Source organism: Erwinia sp. S43 (assembly GCF_016624745.1).
GTDB lineage: Bacteria > Pseudomonadota > Gammaproteobacteria > Enterobacterales > Enterobacteriaceae > Erwinia > Erwinia coffeiphila.
In genome coordinates this window covers 258,270-275,694 of record NZ_JACVTX010000002.1, presented here as the reverse complement: position 1 = coordinate 275,694, position 17,425 = coordinate 258,270, and the positions used below count along the sequence as shown (strand labels likewise).

At 56.4% G+C, this 17,425-nt stretch carries 14 protein-coding genes; 4 read left to right on the top strand and 10 right to left on the bottom strand.

Features of this window, described 5'->3' with window-relative positions; translation table 11 throughout:
• Positions 1 to 33: 33 nt before the first annotated feature.
• The gene (locus IBT47_RS03470) at positions 34 to 993 is read right to left on the bottom strand and encodes a sugar phosphate isomerase/epimerase (RefSeq protein ID WP_200559173.1); all 960 of its coding nucleotides are present in this window, start codon (positions 991 to 993) and stop codon (positions 34 to 36) included.
• 3 nt (positions 994 to 996) lie between these two features.
• Positions 997 to 1,998 (bottom strand): inositol 2-dehydrogenase, encoded by a 1,002-nt coding sequence (gene iolG, locus IBT47_RS03465; protein ID WP_200559172.1) that lies wholly within the window; start codon positions 1,996 to 1,998, stop codon positions 997 to 999.
• Positions 1,999 to 2,662: 664 nt separating this feature from the next.
• On the opposite strand from iolG, the gene IBT47_RS03460 reads away from it, so the two are divergent.
• Both IBT47_RS03460 and IBT47_RS03455 read left to right on the top strand, forming a co-directional pair.
• On the top strand, positions 2,663 to 4,096 hold the full coding sequence (locus IBT47_RS03460) for a sugar porter family MFS transporter (protein ID WP_200559171.1): 1,434 nt from the start codon (positions 2,663 to 2,665) through the stop codon (positions 4,094 to 4,096).
• Positions 4,097 to 4,219: 123 nt separating this feature from the next.
• Positions 4,220 to 4,807, top strand: a complete 588-nt coding sequence (locus IBT47_RS03455) for a TetR/AcrR family transcriptional regulator (protein WP_105591922.1) — start codon at positions 4,220 to 4,222, stop codon at positions 4,805 to 4,807.
• A gap of 21 nt (positions 4,808 to 4,828) precedes the next feature.
• On the opposite strand, the gene IBT47_RS03450 is transcribed toward IBT47_RS03455, so the two are convergent.
• From IBT47_RS03450 to IBT47_RS03440, 3 genes are read right to left on the bottom strand one after another with little or no spacing between them, the layout of a single operon-like run.
• On the bottom strand, positions 4,829 to 6,313 hold the full coding sequence (locus IBT47_RS03450) for an FGGY family carbohydrate kinase (RefSeq protein WP_200559170.1): 1,485 nt from the start codon (positions 6,311 to 6,313) through the stop codon (positions 4,829 to 4,831).
• Positions 6,310 to 7,260 carry a transketolase family protein gene (locus IBT47_RS03445; protein WP_105591920.1) on the bottom strand — a complete coding sequence of 317 codons (951 nt, stop codon included), beginning with the start codon at positions 7,258 to 7,260 and terminating at the stop codon, positions 6,310 to 6,312. Before IBT47_RS03445 ends, IBT47_RS03450 begins: the two co-directional genes overlap by 4 nt.
• Positions 7,253 to 8,083 carry a transketolase gene (locus IBT47_RS03440; protein WP_200559169.1) on the bottom strand — a complete coding sequence of 277 codons (831 nt, stop codon included), beginning with the start codon at positions 8,081 to 8,083 and terminating at the stop codon, positions 7,253 to 7,255. Before IBT47_RS03440 ends, IBT47_RS03445 begins: the two co-directional genes overlap by 8 nt.
• A gap of 311 nt (positions 8,084 to 8,394) precedes the next feature.
• Between IBT47_RS03440 and IBT47_RS03435 the strand changes: the two genes are divergently transcribed.
• Positions 8,395 to 9,345, top strand: coding sequence for a sugar-binding transcriptional regulator (locus IBT47_RS03435; RefSeq protein ID WP_200559168.1), 951 nt, complete (start codon positions 8,395 to 8,397; stop codon positions 9,343 to 9,345).
• Here the strand turns inward: IBT47_RS03435 and IBT47_RS03430 are convergent.
• The 5 genes from IBT47_RS03430 to IBT47_RS03410 all read right to left on the bottom strand — a co-directional run bounded on the left by IBT47_RS03430 (position 9,342) and on the right by IBT47_RS03410 (position 16,414).
• Complete coding sequence (locus tag IBT47_RS03430; protein ID WP_200559167.1) at positions 9,342 to 10,832, bottom strand: DUF4038 domain-containing protein; 1,491 nt, start codon at positions 10,830 to 10,832, stop codon at positions 9,342 to 9,344. The two genes, IBT47_RS03435 and IBT47_RS03430, sit on opposite strands and share 4 nt — an antisense overlap.
• Before the next feature lie 16 nt (positions 10,833 to 10,848).
• Complete coding sequence (locus IBT47_RS03425; RefSeq protein ID WP_200559166.1) at positions 10,849 to 12,210, bottom strand: glycoside-pentoside-hexuronide (GPH):cation symporter; 1,362 nt, start codon at positions 12,208 to 12,210, stop codon at positions 10,849 to 10,851.
• 470 nt (positions 12,211 to 12,680) lie between these two features.
• Entirely contained in the window at positions 12,681 to 13,166 is a 486-nt protein-coding gene (locus tag IBT47_RS03420) for a helix-turn-helix domain-containing protein (protein WP_200559165.1), read from the bottom strand.
• A 412-nt stretch (positions 13,167 to 13,578) separates the two neighbouring features.
• Positions 13,579 to 15,072 (bottom strand): CoA-acylating methylmalonate-semialdehyde dehydrogenase, encoded by a 1,494-nt coding sequence (locus IBT47_RS03415; RefSeq protein WP_200559164.1) that lies wholly within the window; start codon positions 15,070 to 15,072, stop codon positions 13,579 to 13,581.
• A gap of 10 nt (positions 15,073 to 15,082) precedes the next feature.
• On the bottom strand, positions 15,083 to 16,414 hold the full coding sequence (locus tag IBT47_RS03410) for an aspartate aminotransferase family protein (protein WP_200559163.1): 1,332 nt from the start codon (positions 16,412 to 16,414) through the stop codon (positions 15,083 to 15,085).
• Positions 16,415 to 16,513: 99 nt separating this feature from the next.
• Here IBT47_RS03410 and IBT47_RS03405 point away from each other — a divergent pair, with 99 nt between their 5' ends.
• On the top strand, positions 16,514 to 17,416 hold the full coding sequence (locus IBT47_RS03405) for a LysR family transcriptional regulator (RefSeq protein WP_200559162.1): 903 nt from the start codon (positions 16,514 to 16,516) through the stop codon (positions 17,414 to 17,416).
• Positions 17,417 to 17,425: the final 9 nt, after the last annotated feature.

Here is a 17,425-nt window from a genome sequence, read left to right as displayed (position 1 = left end):
ACGGCGGGCTTGAATCTCGTTGCTGTCTGTGGATCAGATAGCCGGTAACACGTAGTCGGATTTCTCAATGGTTGCCGTGCGCTTCAGCAGATTCACCGATTTGATCACGCCTTCCATCCGCGACAGATTCATATCTTCATGCTCGATGCTCAGGGTCAGATCCGGGCTGGCAAAATGCGCCAGATGGTAGCAGAAGGCATTCCACCACGGTTCCGTCTGGCCGTAGCCCAGCGTCACGTAGGACCAGCTGCGTTCGCGGCTCTGCGTCATCGGGCGGTTATCCAGCGCCGTGGCGGTGGCGCGGTTAACCGTGTCGATAAAGGTATCCTTGGCGTGAACGTGATAGATCATGCTGCCCGCCTGGCGAATAAACGCCAGCGGATCGCCGCCCATCCACATAATGTGGCTCGGATCGAAGTTCAGACCCACCACGTCCCCGGTAATCTCGCGCAGCTGCAGGAAGGTAGGCAGGTTGTACGCCAGCTGCTGTCCGTGCAGTTCAATGCAGATTTTCACGCCGTAGGTGCGCGCCGCCTCGGCGGTTTTGCGCCAGTAGCCTTCGGCCACTTCCCACTGATGTTTCAGGATGGTCTGCGTTTCCGGTGGCCACGAGGTGACAATCCAGTTGGGATAGCTGTCGCCCGGCGCGCCCGGCAGGCCGGACATGGTGATGACGTTTTCCACGCCCAGCAGGTTAGCCAGCTCCAGGGTTTTATACAGGCATTCGGAGTGGATCTTGCCGGTTTCACCCGGATGCATCGGGTTGCCGTTAGCGTTCAGCGCGGAGAGCGTCAGCCCGTTATCGTCCAGCTTGCTCTTCAGTTCCGCCCGGGCGTAGGTGCTGGAAAGCAGTTTTTCCAGGTTGAGGTGCGGGGCCGTTGACCAGTTGCCGGTGGCGAACTCGATGCAGTCAAGCTTCAACTCCGCCGCGGTTTTGATCACCTCATCCACCGGGAGATGGGCGAGGCTGTCAGACACTAATCCGATTTTCATCTTTTATCCCTCCAGGTTAACGCTAACGACTTTCTGCGTTTTAAACGATTCGATCGCCGCTTCGGCCAGCAGCAGCGCGCGCAGTCCGTCGTCCGCGTTGGTGGGTACCGGGCGGTTGTCCTTAAGCGCGGCAACGAAGGCTCTCCACTGCTCGCTGAACGCTTCCTGATAGCGCTCAAGGAAGAAGTGCAGCGGCTTCTGCGCCTGTGCGCCAAACTCTTCAGTCACTTTCACCAGCGTGGTGGTCGGCACGTTGTGAACGTACAGGCAGCCTTTCTGGCCGTGCGCCTCAATGCGCTGATCGTAGCCATAGCCTGAACGGCGGCTGTTGTTGATCACCGCAATCTTGCCGGAGGCGGTTTGCAGGGTGATCACCGCCGTATCGACATCCCCGGCCGCTTTGACCGTCGGGCTGACCAGCGCAGAGGCGATAGCCGATACCGATACCGGCTCTTCGCCAAGCTGGAAGCGCGCCATATCGAAATCGTGAATGGTCATATCGCGGAACATCCCGCCGGAAACCAGCAGGTAGTCGTCCGGCAGCGGCGACGGATCGCGCGAGCAGATTTGCAGATGTTCCAGTTCACCAATCTCGCCGCCGCGAAGAGCGCGGTTAAGGTGGGCGTGGTTTGGATCGAAGCGGCGGTTAAAGCCAATCATAAACGGCACGCCGAGCGCTTTGATTTCAGCCACGCAGGACTTCACGCGCTCAATATTCAGGTCGATCGGCTTCTCGCAGAAGATCGCCTTGCCGGCGCGGGCGGCCTGCAGGGAAAAACCGGCATGAGTATCGGTGGAGGTGGCAACCAGCACCACGTCAACCTGCGGGTCGGCAATCGCTTCATCTGCTGAGAGTACGCGAGCGGCATACTTTTCGGCGAGGGTTGACGCCGCCTCGGCGTAAATATCCGATACGGAATAAAGCGTGGTGTCCGGATGGTCATGAATATGGCGAGCGTGAACCTGAGCAATGCGCCCGGCACCTAATAAAGCAACTTTTAGCATGTTAAACCTCAGCAGAATGGAATTAAGTGCAAAAACGTTTGTCCGTAGAGCAACTTTTAATAGTGAGAGAAAGAACGACAGCCAATGGCATTTATTCTTTCCTCATGCACAGGGCCAAGAATATATCTGCGGATTTTACGTTTCAATATATTTTATCGTGGAATTTTTATTTTGTTATGGCGGTAACATTTCTCGTCGGGTGCGAAAAATTGCTATGAGATAACCTGTTGTAGAATATATATAAAACTATCCTGTCGTCGTAAATTTGCCCTAAATCCATGGCGAAAATAGTGTTAAATTGGCGTTTCAATGAGGCAGTCACTGTGATGTAAATGTTTATTTTTAGATCTTGAAATCAACGCGTTTATCTATAAAGTTGATTAAAATCAGTATGTTGAGTTTTTAATGTCTTTGGTGGTTTTTTGTGCGCAATGCCGATCTTTGTGAAAGACCTCACAGCTCTTCACTGCTTTCAGCCGCAGAGCAATTTCTATCATTGGAATATAAATTTCATTCGTGATTAATAATAGAACAAACGGCGTGGGGTGTGCGTCGTTTAAAAAATGACTTACTGACGTTGGTATTTGTACCTGAAAACAGGCAGCCATTAATAAACTCAATACGCTGCCTGACATTATCTGACTACCAGGATGAGATAATCACGATGGAAGAAAAACTGGCTCGACAGAATATAGCCACGCACGATCAATCCTCCGGGAAAAATATAAAACGCATTACGCTGGTGTCGACGATCGGCGGTTTGTGTTTTGGCTACGATACCGGAGTGATCTCCGGCGCATTACTGTTTATGAACCGCGATCTGGGGCTGAGCCCGGCAGCGGAAGGGTTTATTACTTCTTCGCTGCTGTTCGGTGCGGCGTTTGGCTCGCTGTTCGGCGGTATGCTGTCGGACCGCCAGGGACGCAGGAAAAATCTGCTGTGGGTGGCGATTATCTTTATCTTCGGCGCGCTGGCAACGGCGGTAGCCTGGGACGTTCCCTCCATGCTGGCGGCGCGCTTTATCCTCGGCCTGGCCGTAGGCTGCGCCTCGGTGACCGTGCCGGTCTATATTGCTGAACTGGCCCCGGCCAACCAGCGAGAACGGCTGGTGACGGTGAACGAGCTGATGATCGTCACCGGCCAGTTTCTGGCCTACTCGGTTAACGCCGGGATCGTCAACGCGTATCCGGAACTGAGCCACAACTGGCGCATTATGCTGGCTATCCCGGCGATCCCCGGCGTGCTGCTGTGGTTCGGCATGATGATGATGCCGGAGTCGCCGCGATTCTTCCTTCAGCGCGGCAAAGAGAAAGAGGCGCGCAGGGTACTGTCGATGGTGCGCCAGCCGGAAGAGGTGGAGAAAGAGATTGCCGATATTCGTCAGATTATCGCGCTGGATGCCAGCGGTCCGAGCATTCGGGAGGAGCTGAGCAAGAAATGGGTGATTAAGCTGATCCTGATTGGCCTGATGATTGTACTGGCAACCCGCGTTACCGGGGTGAATACCATCATGTACTATGCGCCGAGCGTGCTGAAATCTACTGGCTTAGGCGATGCCGCCGCCGTTACCGCTGCTGTCGCCAATGGACTAATCTCGATCATCGCCACCGTGCTCGGCATGGCGATTATCGGCAAAATACCCCGGCGTAAAATGTTCCTCAGCGGCCAGATCGCCGTGACCCTGGTGCTGGTGATGATTGGCCTGGCCTTCAAGCTGTGCTTCCACTACGAAGATCATAATGGCGTGAGCGTTCTGCAGGGTAACTTTGCCGGGGCGAGCTATATCATTCTGGCACTGATGTCGCTGTTCCTGGTGTTTATGCAGGGCTGGATTGCCCCGGTATTCTGGCTGATGCTGTCTGAAATCTATCCGCTGCGCATTCGCGGGCTGGGGATGGGTATTGCGGTGTTTGGCCTGTTCGGCTTCGATTTTATTATCCAGTCGCTGTTCCCGATTATGCTTAACGCATGGGGTGGCGGCTCGACCTTCGGCGTGTTTGCCCTGTGTAACGTGGTGATGCTGGTGCTGCTGTTTAAATACCTGCCGGAAACGCGCGGGCTGTCGCTGGAAGAGATTGAGAAGAAGTTCAGGGAGTAAACGAATCCCCTACAATTTACGCCAATAAACCCGGCCTCAGGCCGGGTTTTTCCGTATGACATCTTTTAGGCAGGGAAACATAATTATGTTACTGTATTGCATGATTTTTGCCACGGAGCCTCCATGAAAAACGCGACCCCGCCCATGCGAAAAGGTGAAAAGACCCGGGAACGATTGCTGGCGGTTTCCGCAACGCTGTTTGCAGAAAAACAGTTTCACGGCACCCGTATCAGCGACATCGTCAAAGCCGCTGGCGTCACGCAGCCCAGTTTTTACAGCTATTTCCAGAGCAAAGAAGAAATCTACAGTCTGCTGATCGATAAGTTCGATCGCGAGCTGGAAGAGCTGGTGGCTTCGATGCTGATCGATGCCTCGCTGCCGAAGGAAAACGTGCTGGAAAACGTGTCCGCCAGCTTCCTGCGCTATCTTGAATTTTTCCACCGCAACCGCGAGCTGACGATGATCAGCCTTTTCCAGCAGCCGCAGGATCGGGAAACGCGCGATAAGCTGAAGCGCTGGATCGCGCGCAATATGCAGATTGAACAGCAGCGGGGTTTTTTCAGCCCGGATATTCCGGTGGAGATTATGGCGGACTGCTATCTCGGCGTGCTGCTGCAAACCATGCTAATTGCCACTGATGCGAAAGCGCTGCAACAAATCAGTGAGGAAAGAGGCCGCTTTATCTATGGCGGCCTGACGTTTCGGCGTTAACGCGGATTGGGTTCGTCAGCTTCAGCCCGGCTGGAATCGGCAGCGGGCGATAGCATCCCGCCAGCCTGCGTAACTCTGCACCATCGCTTCAGCCTGTTCCGGCTTCGGCACGATCACCGCACCGCCCTGTAGCGCGGCCAGGTCACGGCCATGCTGCCACCAGCCCAGCACTTTCCCCGCCATTACTGCCGCCCCTAATGCAGAAACTTCAGGCGTCGGTGCGCAGCGCAGCGGGCGTTGCAGCACATCTGCCTGTAGCTGCATCAGCCAGCGATTGGCGGTGGCACTGCCGTCAACGTAAAGCTCAGGCAGGGTATGACCGCAGGCCTGCTCCATGGCGAAGAACACATCCGCTATCTGGAACGCAATCGATTCCAGCGCCACCCGCGCCAGCGTTTCCGGCGTGGCCGCATCGGTCAGGCCGCAGATCAGTCCGCGAGCCTTCAGATCCCACCAGGGTGCACCCAGGCCGGACAGCGCGGGCACAAAGTAAATTCCCTGGTTCGATCCGGCCGTTTTCGCCATCTCGGTCAGGCGGGTTGGGCTGTCGATGCCCAGCATTTTTGAAACCCAGGCGGCCCCCGATCCCGTATGGGTGATGTTGCCTTCCAGCGCATAGCGCAGTGTACCGTCGTGCCAGGCCACCGTAGTGCTTAACCCGAACTCATTCTGTACCGGGCGTTCGGTGGACATCATCAGCGACGATCCGGTGCCGTAGGTGGCTTTGATGGTATCCACGCCCGGCCTGGCGCGCGCATACAGCGCGGCGTGAGAGTCGCCAACGCGGGAAAGCAGCGGCACGCCCGCAGGCAGCCCCGCAGCGGCATCGGCGACGGTTTCACCGCAGGATTGCGCCGACGCGACGGTTTCGGGCAGGGCGGCGCGCGGAATGTGGAACAGCTCCAGCAGCTCGTCGTCCCAGTCTTTTTTCTCCAGGCTGTAGAGCTGGGTGCGGGCCGCGTTAGCATGGTCGGTGACGAACACCGCGCCGCCGCTCAGCCGCCAGCTCAGCCAGCTGTCGACGGTGCCGATGCACAGTTCACCGTTCTGCGCGCGGCGATAGCCGTCCGCGATGGATTGCAGCATGCCGGTCAGCTTGGCGGCCGGGAACATCGGGTCAACCGCCAGTCCGGTGAGGGCGGTAATTCTGGCGTTCTGGCCGCTTTCCTGCAGCTGCTGACAAAAGGCTTCAGAACGACGATCCTGCCAGCTGATCAGTGACGTAACGGGTTCACCGGTTTTCCGATCCCAAATCAGCACCGACTCACGCTGATTGCTGATGGCAATGCCCGCCACCGGTGCACCGCTCAGGCGGATACACTCTTCGATGGCATCCTTCACCGCCCGCCATATCTGCCAGGGGTCCTGCTCGGACCAGCCCGGCTGCGGGTGAGACAGCGAAAGAGGGCGGCTGCTGCGTGCCACCACCTCGCCTTCACCGTTGACCGCCAGGACTTTGGCGTTGGTCGTGCCTTCATCAATCGCCAGTATCACCGGTGAGGTCATACATTTTCTCCGCGAATAAGATGCTGTGCCGTGCGGGCGATGCCCTGCGCATCAATACCCAGCCGGTCACGCGTTGCGGCGCGGTCGCCGGCGATCGCGTACTGCCCGTCCGCCAGACCCAGCCGTTTCAGGCGGATGCCCAGACCGTGTTCCGCCAGCACTTCCGCCACCAGGCTGCCGACGCCGCCGTTAACGTTATGTTCTTCTGCTGATACTACGTACGACACGTCTTTCAGCTGTTCAAACAGCGCCTGAGTATCGCACGGACGTACCGAAGACACGGAAATCACTTTGGCAGAAATACCCTGCTCGTTAAGGATCTCAGCCGCGCTGACCGCCTCATGTACCGTTGATCCCAGCGCCACCAGCGCCACGTCCGAACCCTCGCGAAGGGTATCGATTTTACCCGGTACAAACGCATAATCGTCGTCGTGCAGCACCGGCAGCGCTTTGCCATCCAGACGGATGTAAACCGGCCCGGTGTGGCGCAGGGCATAATCGATGATTTTACGACATTCCACCGGGCAGGACGGCGCGTAGATTTCAATGTTGCCAAAGCCGCGCATGATGGCGATATCGTCGGTACTGTGATGGGTACTTGCCAGCGGGCCGTAGCTGGCACCGGCATTCAGCCCGAACAGCTTGACGTTGGTATTGTTATAGCAGACATCGACCTTCACCTGCTCGTTGGCGCGGGAAATCAGGAAGGGCGCGGCGTTACAGGTCACGGCGACTTTACCGCCCAGCGCCAGGCCCGCGGCGGTGCCGACCAGGGTCTGTTCGGCGATACCGACGTTAACCAGCCTGCCGGGGAACGCTTTAACAAACGGGCTAATTTTTGCCGTAGAGGTGGAATCGGCCACCACCGGAACCAGATCGATTCCCTCATTCACGGCGTCGATAAAGGCGTCAACCATCACGCTAGCCAGGTGTTCTGCATTACTCATCGTTCAGTTCCTCCAGCGCCAGCGCGATCTCTTCGCCTTTTGGCACGCGGTGATGCCATTCCGGCTGCCCCTGGATAAACGAGATCCCGAAGCCTTTTTCCGTATTGGCGATAATAACCTGTGGTTTTCCGGCGGGCTTTAAGCCTTCCAGCGTATCCACAACGTCCTGCATATCGTTGCCCCGGCACTCGGTAACATCCAGTCCAAAGGCACGCCATTTTTCCGCCAGCGGGTCGGTATTCAGGATGTCGCGCGTGGCACCGGCCAGCTGCAATTTATTTTTGTCGTTAATAATAATCAGGTTATCCAGCCCGTAATGGGCGGCAACCAGCGCGGCTTCCCAGTTACTGCCTTCGGCCAGTTCACCGTCCCCGGTGACCACAAAGATGCGGCGCGCGTGACTGCTCTTTTTCGCTGCCAGCGCCAGACCAACCGCAACCGGCAGGCCGTGGCCGAGCGCGCCGGTGTTCAGCTCAATACCCGGGGTTTTTTGCCGTACCGGATGGCCCGGCAGGCGCGAGTCCGCGTGCTGATAGGTTGGCAGCCACTCGGTCGGGAAGTAACCCGCCTCGGCGAGCACACAATAATAGCCGCCTACCGCATGCCCTTTGGACTGGATATAGATATCCCGATCCTCTGAGTCCGTGCGGTCCGGGGCGCAGTTCAGCACGCGGAAATAGAGCGCCGTCAGGATTTCAACCTGCGACAGGTCCGCACCGGTGTGCCCACCCGCCGGGCTGTTGGCGTTCAGTTCAATGATACGGCGACGGACGGCGCGAGCCTTCTTCTGCAGTTCCGGTACATCATATCTGAAGGGATTCATCTGCTACTCCTGAATACTAATTCATGCATGAATAAATATTCATGCGGGGTAAAAATAAAGACCGTCGTGAGCGGTCGTTCAGTCTTGAAACCGTATTAACTGCAGTTCGCAGGTTTTTGCTTTACTGGCTTGAATATATATTCACTATTGATTTAATATTTATTATTATGACCTCAGTTACGCAGTCGAACTATCGGTTCAGCGAACAATTGAGATCGCGATCACAATTTAACCGCAGAAATTATCCGGTGTCACGGTGCTGACTTTAGCTTACGCTCTGCGCAGTAGGGATTGTTTAAATACGAGGCTTTATGATCAGGCAAAACGAAATCAGATTGATGGTAAAAATCGCCAACCTTTATTACAACGAAGGTTCCAAACAGGCTGAGATTGCCGCCGCGCTGAATCTTTCGCAGTCTTTTGTCTCCCGCATGCTGAATCGCAGCGTTCGCGAGGGGATTGTTAAAATCAGTGTGGTCCAGCCTGATAACGTCTTTCCGCAGCTTGAGCGCGGTATTGAGCAGCGCTACGGCATTCAGCAGGCGATCGTCGTTGACGTCGCCGAGGATGACGATGCGGCGCAGGTGCGCAAGGCCATCGGTGCCGCCGCCGCGCACTATCTGGAAACGCGGCTGCGCAACGGCGAGCTGGTCGGGATTTCGTCCTGGAGCAGTACCATCAGAGCGATGGTCAGTGAAATGCATCCGCAGACGGTCAAAGTTGATGGCGTGATCCAGCTGCTCGGCGGGGTAGGCGTGAACGGCAACGTGCAGGCCACTATTCTGACCCAGGACCTGGCAAACCGGCTCAGCTGCCGCGCGTGGCTGCTTCCGGCACAGTCGATTGAAGGTTCGGTGACCAGCCGCGATCTGCTGGCGGCCAGTAAGGACGTGAGCGAGGTGCTGCATAAGTTTAATGAAGTCACCACCGCCGTGGTCGGCATCGGCGATATGGAACCGTCGCAGCTGCTGCGCCATTCGGGAAACTACTACGATAAAACCATGCTGCTGTCGCTGACGGAAAAAGGCGCGGTCGGTGATATCTGCCTGCATTATTTCAACGCAGCGGGCCAGCCGGTGCTGAACGAAGATGAAGATCCGGCGATTGGCATGACGCTGGCACAGCTGAAAGCCTGCCCGCACGCCATTGCGCTGGCGGGCGGACAGGAGAAGGTGACGGCGATTAAAGCGGCGCTGAGCGGCGGGTATCTTAACGTGCTGATTACCGACTACCCCACGGCGCGCGCGTTGATGGAAGATTAAACGGCGGTCATACGCAGGGCGATACCGGGGCGGCCTGGCAGCGGCAGTCTGTCGCCGCTGCGCCATGTCCCAGTTACGCGCTCCACGGACATGGCCCAGGCATCGATAATCTCGACCGCGAATTCTTTCCCTTCCGGCAGCATGGTCAGCAGCTTAAAGCCCGGCTGGCTGTCGCCGAACCACAGCAGCCAGTAGTCGTCGCCCATGTGACCAATGGTGACATCCCACTGCGAGTGGCTGCGGCCCTTCCACGGCGACAGGCGTTTTGCTTCGCCTTCCTCCAGGATGCTGCGCAGGAACGCAATACGTTCGGGGCTTTCTCCCTTAAGCTTGCCGCCGTGCGACCACCAGATAATTTCATCATCGCTCAGATAGCTTTCGCCGTGGGTGACGTAGCCACCGGCGCAGACCCCTTCCCAGGTCAGGTTCAGCATCTTGCGGCCGCTGATATTGCCCCAGCCGCAGTCAACGTCCCCTTCATAGCGGCATTCATCAATGACGATCGGCTTGCTGAACTGCTCGCGCCAGGCGGGAACGAACCACAGATCGTGGTGCTGGATGCTGGCGTGGGTAATCAGCGGGTCAGTCTGATCGTACCAGTGGTCGTTACTGGTGTAATGAATCGGCGGGTTATGCCAGTTATGGATGGAGATAAGATGACCGTAGGGATCGTCCGCCGTAATCTGCTTAAACACGCCGTCCCAGAACGACAGGGGTTTTTTACGCAGTAAATCGAACTCGTTGGCCAGCGACCACCAGATGTTGCTGAAGCTGGAAAGACGTGCCACCAGATATTCCACGTAGCGGCGATCCGTTTCAGCATCCATCTCCGCAAAGCCCCAGCGGTCGTAGGGATGGAAGATAATCAGGTCGGCTTCAATCCCGCGATCCTTCAGCGCGTCGATCTGGTTCTCCAACTGGTGGAAGAAGGCACAGTCGAAGCGTGAAAAATCAAACCCGTCGGTGATATTGCCCGGGAACGGGAACCGCTGCGGTTCTTTAAAGTTATAGGTGTAGTGTTTGGGGAACACGCACATTCTGATTTTATTGAACGGTGAAGCTGCCAGCGAGGCCAGCGTTTGCTCCTGCACCGCGTCCGACTGATAGTTCCAGACGTAGGCGGTGGTGCCGAACGGATACCAGGCTTTGCCGCTGGCGGTGCGGAAATGGAAAGTCTCATCCGTTTCAATCGGGCCAGTGGCTTCATCCCCGGCTGGCGTGCAGTTTACGTTGCCGGTAATGCCGCTGAGGCTGGCGATATTGCTCTCGGTTTGAAACGTCCAGATGCCTTCGCTCTGTGGCATAAAGCGCAGCAGGAAACGGCCGCCATCATCGTAAAACCCGCGCACTACCTTCTGGTCATCGCCGTTGCTGAAGGTGGCTGTTACCCATGACTGGGTAAAATGCGCCGGATCGTTTTCTGCTTTAAACACGAATTCGGCACGTGACCATTTCGCGATATTAAGTGTGGAAGGGGAAACTAACATCTCAGGGTTCCTCTGCTTAGTGAATGCCGGGCTGGTGTGGCTGTGATACAGGGGCCTGCGCCGCCTGACTGTCATCCAGATTAAAGAACATCAACAGCACCACGCTGATGCCGTGGAAAATGGCGGGTACGCCAGCGATCAGGAAGATAATGCCTTTCAAAATCTCCGGGGTGATGGCAACGTCGGCGTGATAGCCGCTCATGCTTAAAATAAAGCCCACCAGGCCACCGGCGATGGCCAGGCCGATTTTCATCGTGAACAGGGTGCCTGCGGCGATAAAGCCGGACATCTTCAGGCCGCTTTTACGTTCGCAGTAGTCCGCGCATTCCGACGGCAGCGCCCAGGCGGTGATAGCACCGATTTCAGCGAGCAGGACAGAGACTACCAGTAAGGCCACCGCCAGCCAGATGTTATCCGGGCTGACAAAGAACAGCGCCAGTGCGGCGATGCAGCCTCCGGACTGGGCCAGCTTCAGCGTGCCCAGTGCGCTGACTTTCTTACGTTTAATCAGCTGCAGGGCGATCATCGGCGCAATAATACCGGCGATAGCGGTGGCCGAAAGCAGCCCGGAAACGAAGCCGTCGCTGCGGCCAAGGAAGTACTTCACAAAGTAAATCGTTGCGCTGCCCTTAATCACGAAGGCGATTGAGCTGGTGATTTTGAAGATGTAAAAAATCACCACCGGGCGGGCAGACAGCGAGATGCGCAACTGCTGCTTAAAGGAAACGTTTGACGCCAGCGATGCCGGTTTCACTCGTTCTTTGGTGCCGAAGAAACAGCTCAACATCATGGCGGTAGCCAGCACGGCAATCATGCTCATCGCTACCATGTAGGCCTGCGCTTCATTATCCTTGCCGTACCAGGCAACGAACATTGGTACTGTCACCGAACAGATCAGGAAAGACATCTTCGCCAGCGGGAAGCGCCAGGCATTGGCAGCCAGTCGTTCCTGCGGATCGCTGGTCAGTGCCGACAGCAGCGCGACATAAGGCACCACGGTGGAGGCATACATCAGGATCAGGAACAGGTAGGTGGCATAGGCATATACCAGTTTCCCGGTTGGGGAAAAATCGGGTGCCAGGAACACCAGCAGGCAGGAGAGGCCATAGGGCACGGCCAGCCACAGCAGCCACGGCCGATAATGCCCGTGCCGGGTTTTCAGCCGATCCGCCACGTTACCGATAAAGGGATCGTAAAACGCATCCACCAGGCGCGCGATAACAAACAGCAGGCCCATCGCCGCTGCCGAAATGCCTAAGACATCGGTGTAAAAATAGGGTAGAAACATCATCGTCATGCCGAGGAAGATATTGGCTGACGAATCTCCCAGACCAAAACAGATTTTTTCCCGCACGGACAGCTTGTGAACCGGTTCCATTTTTACTCCTGAATATATATTCAATAAGGATTATATATTCTATTCTGCGGGATACCGGTAACAGACTGCCAGAGGACAAAGTGGATTCTGGAAGAAGGGTCACATTATTTTTTAGTCAGTCAGATAACTTTGACGATGAAAATTCCATTAATATATTGATATTTAATGATTAATTATAATGTAGAAAATGTTATTTATAAGTAGCATTTTGGGGCGGCGTGAGAGGTGCAGACTACGGGGGCAATATGACTGATGGAACGGGCGACTCAGTCAACTGCCCGCCAGGCGAAAGGCATCTGACATCCGCTCCTGTTCTCTTGCGGAAAGGCCCAGCGCGTCGGCAATGATCCGCCACTGGCTAACCACACTCTGAAATTCCTCAATAATACGCCTGGATTCTGACGCATTAATTCTGAACCAGCGCGCAGCTTCTCTCGCCAGCTCCAGTTCTTTTGCATCGTCGGTTCCTTTTACTCTTTCGAGTGACTTCTTGTTTTCAGTAGCCCAGCAAGACCTGCTGAGGTGAGCGGTACATCTGCCGGAGTAGTATCATTACTCTTTTTGGCCGTGGCGATAGAGTATGGCGCGGCTTTCGCTTCTTGCGCATTACTATCCTCAGATGATGGGACAAAGCTGGAATGCGCCTCGCGTTTCGATTTTTTTGTTGGTGAAGACAGCTGCGAATCCTGAAGCTGACGGCCCAGCAGGTCGTTGGCCGCCAGCAGGTTCAAATCCTGCTCCAGGCCCAGCACCTGCATCACCGAGAGATAGGCACCGATGGTCACTCCCGATCCTCCTGACTCCAGCGATCTTAAGGTCATCGCAGTCATACCCGCGCGCTCTGCTACCTGCTTAGCGGTTAACTTACGGCGTTTTCGGGCAAGCATCAGGCGTTCTCCCAATGCATTGAGAAGATCGATGGTTTGCGGAAGAAGTGGCGCGGTTTTTTTTGCCATAATGCTAATAATTTATCATTTCAGTACTGTGAATGATGAAATATTAGCACATTAAGAAGGTATGTTCTGATTTTAAGCGCTAATGATAATAAAATGATGCAATTAATCATAAAAGAATAAAATATTAGTATTTTATAAAGCGTGGAGATTCTCTTTTCTCGCGGAAATCAATTTGATATCAGCATTGCTGGTCAAAGACAATGTAGTGACATTCGGACAGAGTGGTTTGTAGCGTCGTGTCTTCACTGGTATCCAGATATTTTGCGGTTCTTCAGGCGGTATTTTCCAGGCGGAGCGAAAAGGTGACGCGGTGTGTTCATCTGGTCACTTTATGTGTAGTCACACAGGCGGCCGCAAATCCGGCCGCCTGAGGGTTGTAAAGTTGGTCAGGCAGAAACCGCCAGACCGTCAGTTAATGGCTGGGGAACGCAAACTGGGAAGCTTCCTGCGCTTTCTGTTTTGGCCAGCGCTGGGTGATGGTTTTGCGGCGGGTATAGAAGCGCACGCCGTCCGGGCCGTAGGCGTGCAGATCGCCAAACAGCGAGCGCTTCCAGCCGCCGAAACTGTGGAATGCCACCGGAACCGGCAGCGGTACGTTGACGCCGACCATCCCGACTTCAATCTCATTGCCGAAGTGTCGGGCGGCTTCACCGTCGCGGGTAAAGATGCAGGTGCCATTACCGTACTCGTGCGCGTTGATCAGTTCGATTGCCTGTTCCAGTGAATCGACCCGCACTACGCACAGCACCGGGCCAAAAATCTCTTCTTTATAGATGCGCATATCCGGCGTGACGTGGTCAAACAGGCAGCCGCCGATAAAGTAGCCCTCTTCGTGACCTGCTACCCTCAGCGAGCGGCCATCCACCACCAGCTCCGCGCCGGATGCCACGCCGTCATCAACATAGCCGGTGACTTTGTCCCTGTGCGCGGCTGTGACCAGCGGCCCCATATCCAGCCCGCATTCGGTTCCTGCCCCGATTTTCAGCGCGGTGATTTCCGGGGTCAGGCGGGCAATCAGCGCGTCGGCCACCGCATCGCCCACGCAGACCGCCACCGAAATCGCCATGCAGCGCTCGCCGCAGGAGCCGTAAGCCGCCCCCATCAGCGCGCTGACCGTATTATCCAGATCCGCATCCGGCACCACCACCGCATGGTTTTTTGCGCCGCCCAGCGCCTGCACGCGCTTGCCGCGCTTCGTCCCTTCGCTGTAGATGTACTCGGCAATCGGCGTGGAGCCGACAAAGCTGATCGCCTTCACATCCGGGCTTTCAATCAGCGCATCGACCGCCTCTTTGTCGCCGTTGACCACGTTCAGCACGCCCGCAGGCAGGCCAGCCTGCTGAAACAGCGAGGCGATCAGCAGCGTGGAGCTGGGATCGCGCTCGGAAGGTTTCAGCACAAAGGTATTGCCGCAGGCGATAGCCAGCGGATACATCCACAGCGGCACCATCGCCGGAAAGTTAAACGGCGTGATGCCCGCCACCACGCCGACGGCGTGAAAGTCGCTCCAGGAGTCGATCCCCGGCCCGGCATTGCGGCTGTATTCTCCCTTCAGTAGTTCAGGGGCAGCGCTGGCATATTCTACGTTTTCGATACCGCGCTTCAGTTCGCCTGCCGCATCCTCCCGGGTTTTACCGTGCTCCTCGCTAATCAGCTGGACGATCTCCTCCTGATGTTCCTCAAGCAGTTGCTTAAAACGGAACAGCACCTGAGCACGCTTCGCCGGAGGCAGATTGCGCCACGCGGGAAGAGCGGCTTTGGCGGCGGCAATCGCTTCCTGGACCGTGGCGGCGCTGGCCAGTTCAACCTGGCGGATGGGTTTGCCGGTCGCCGGATTAAAAACGGAGGCAGTGCGGCCATCGGGCTGGCGAATTTTACCGTTGATCAGATGGGTGATAACAGTCATGACATTTCCCTCAGTTAATGTGGTGCAGGGCTTCGCCCACGGCATCAAAAAGACGATCCAGCTCGGCAGGTTCGGTGTTAAACATCGGGCCAAACTGCAGCGTATCGCCGCCAAAGCGCACGTAAAAACCGGCTTTCCACAGCGCCATGCCGGCATCAAACGGCCTGATGGCTGCGTCGCCGTCGCGCGGTGCCAGCTGAATCGCCCCCACCAGGCCGCAGTTACGGATATCAATCACGTTAGGTGCGCTCCGCAGCGCATGTAGCGTGCGTTCAAAATGCGGTGCCAGCTCAGCCGACCGGGCGATCAGCTGTTCGTTTTCCAGCAGATCCAGCGTGGCCAGCCCGGCGGCGCAGGCCACCGGATGCGCGGAGTAGGTGTAGCCGTGGGCGAACTCCACCGCATGCTCGGGGAGCGGCTGCGACATAAAGGTGTGATAGATCTCGCTGCTGGCCACCACGCCCCCCAGCGGGATCGCGCCGTTGGTCACCTGCTTGGCGAAGTTGAGTATATCCGGGGTGACGCCAAAGTATTCGGCACCGCTCCAGCGCCCCATGCGGCCAAAGCCGGTGATCACTTCATCAAAGATCAGCAGGATATTATGCTGGATACAGATCTCACGCAGGCGCTGCAGATAGCCGCGAGGCGGAATAATCGCCCCGGCAGAGCCGGAAAGCGGCTCAACGATCAGCGCGGCGATATTGGATGCATCGTGCAGCTCAATCAGCTTCAGCATCTCATTGGCCAGCTCCACGCCGCCGGTTTCGGCCATGCCCGCCGTGAAGGGCAGGTCGGTTTGCAGCGTATGCGGGATATGGTCAACATCCATAAACTGGCCGAACATTTTGCGGTTGCCGCCAATGCCACCCAGGCTGGTGCCGGCAATATTCACGCCGTGATAGCCACGCGCGCGGCCAATCAGTTTGGTTTTCGAAGGTTGGCCTTTGGCGCGCCAGTAGGCCCGGGCCATTTTCACGGCGGTATCGGCGGATTCAGAACCCGAACCGGTAAAGAACACGTGATTGAGGTCGCCGGGCATACGTTGAGCGATTTTATCTGCCAGCTGGAACGACAGCGGATGGCCGTACTGGAAGCCCGGCGAGTAGTCCAGGGTGCCAAGCTGTTTGCTGACCGCGCTCTGGATCTCGCTGCGGGTATGGCCCGCGCCACAGGTCCACAGCCCGGACAGGCTGTCAAAAATCTGGCGGCCTTTATCATCCGTCAGCCAGCGCCCCTCTGCCGAAACGATAAAGCGCGGATCGCGATGGAAGTTACGGTTGGCGCTGAACGGCATCCAGTGCGCCTGCAGGTTAAGTGATGCGGTATTAACGGCTTCAGACATGATTTTTCCTCCTGACGGGTGTAGGAAGAGTTTGCATTTAAGTATCAGTTAAGTTAAATGCCTATTAATGCATCTTTAGTTATGGAATAACTCACCTATATGAAAAGCAAATCTCTCGCCCAGGTCACTGACTTTGACCTCAAGCTACTGCGAATATTCAAAACCGTCTGCGAATGCGGCAGCTTTTCTGCCGCTGAAAGTCTGCTGGGTATTACGCGCTCGGCGATCAGCCTGCATATGAGCGATCTGGAAAAGCGCCTGGGCATGCGTTTGTGCCAGCGCGGGCGCGCCGGGTTTGCCCTGACCGATGAGGGGCGCGAAATTCTGCGCCACAGCGACAGTATGATGGCGGCCATTGAAGGGTTTCGTCAGCAGGTGAACCAGATGCACAAGCAGCTGCGCGGTGAATTTAACATCGGCATTATCAATAACCTGGTGACCCAGCCGAAGATGAAAATCACCCATGCACTGGATTCCCTGCGGGAGATCGGGCCGGATATTCGTCTGAATATCAGCATGAGTACGGCCGCTGAAATAGAGCGCGGGCTGATGGACGGTCGTCTGCATATCGGTGCTTTGCCGCTGACCTCTCCCGTTTCCGGGCTGGATTACGCTCATCTTTACGATGAAAAATCAGAGCTTTACTGTAGCAGTACGCATCCGCTTTTCAGCGAGGACAGCGATCCGGGGGACGGTCTTCTGGCGCAGTATGATGCGATTGCGCCGAGCTTTCGCATGACGGCTGAAACCATCGGGCTGCACCAGATGCTGAACTGCACGGCCACCGCTTCCGACCGCGAAGGCATTGCGTTTCTGATCCTCACCGGGCGCTTTATTGGCTACCTGCCCGATCACTTTGCCGCGCAGTGGGTGGAGAAAAAGTTAATGCGCGCCCTCGCGCCATCGCGGCTGAACTTCAGCAGTAAAATTGCCATCGTCACCCGAAAAGGGCGTCGGCCTAATGCCATTCTTGAACGATTCCTCCAGGCGCTCGATCTGTAACCCGCACAT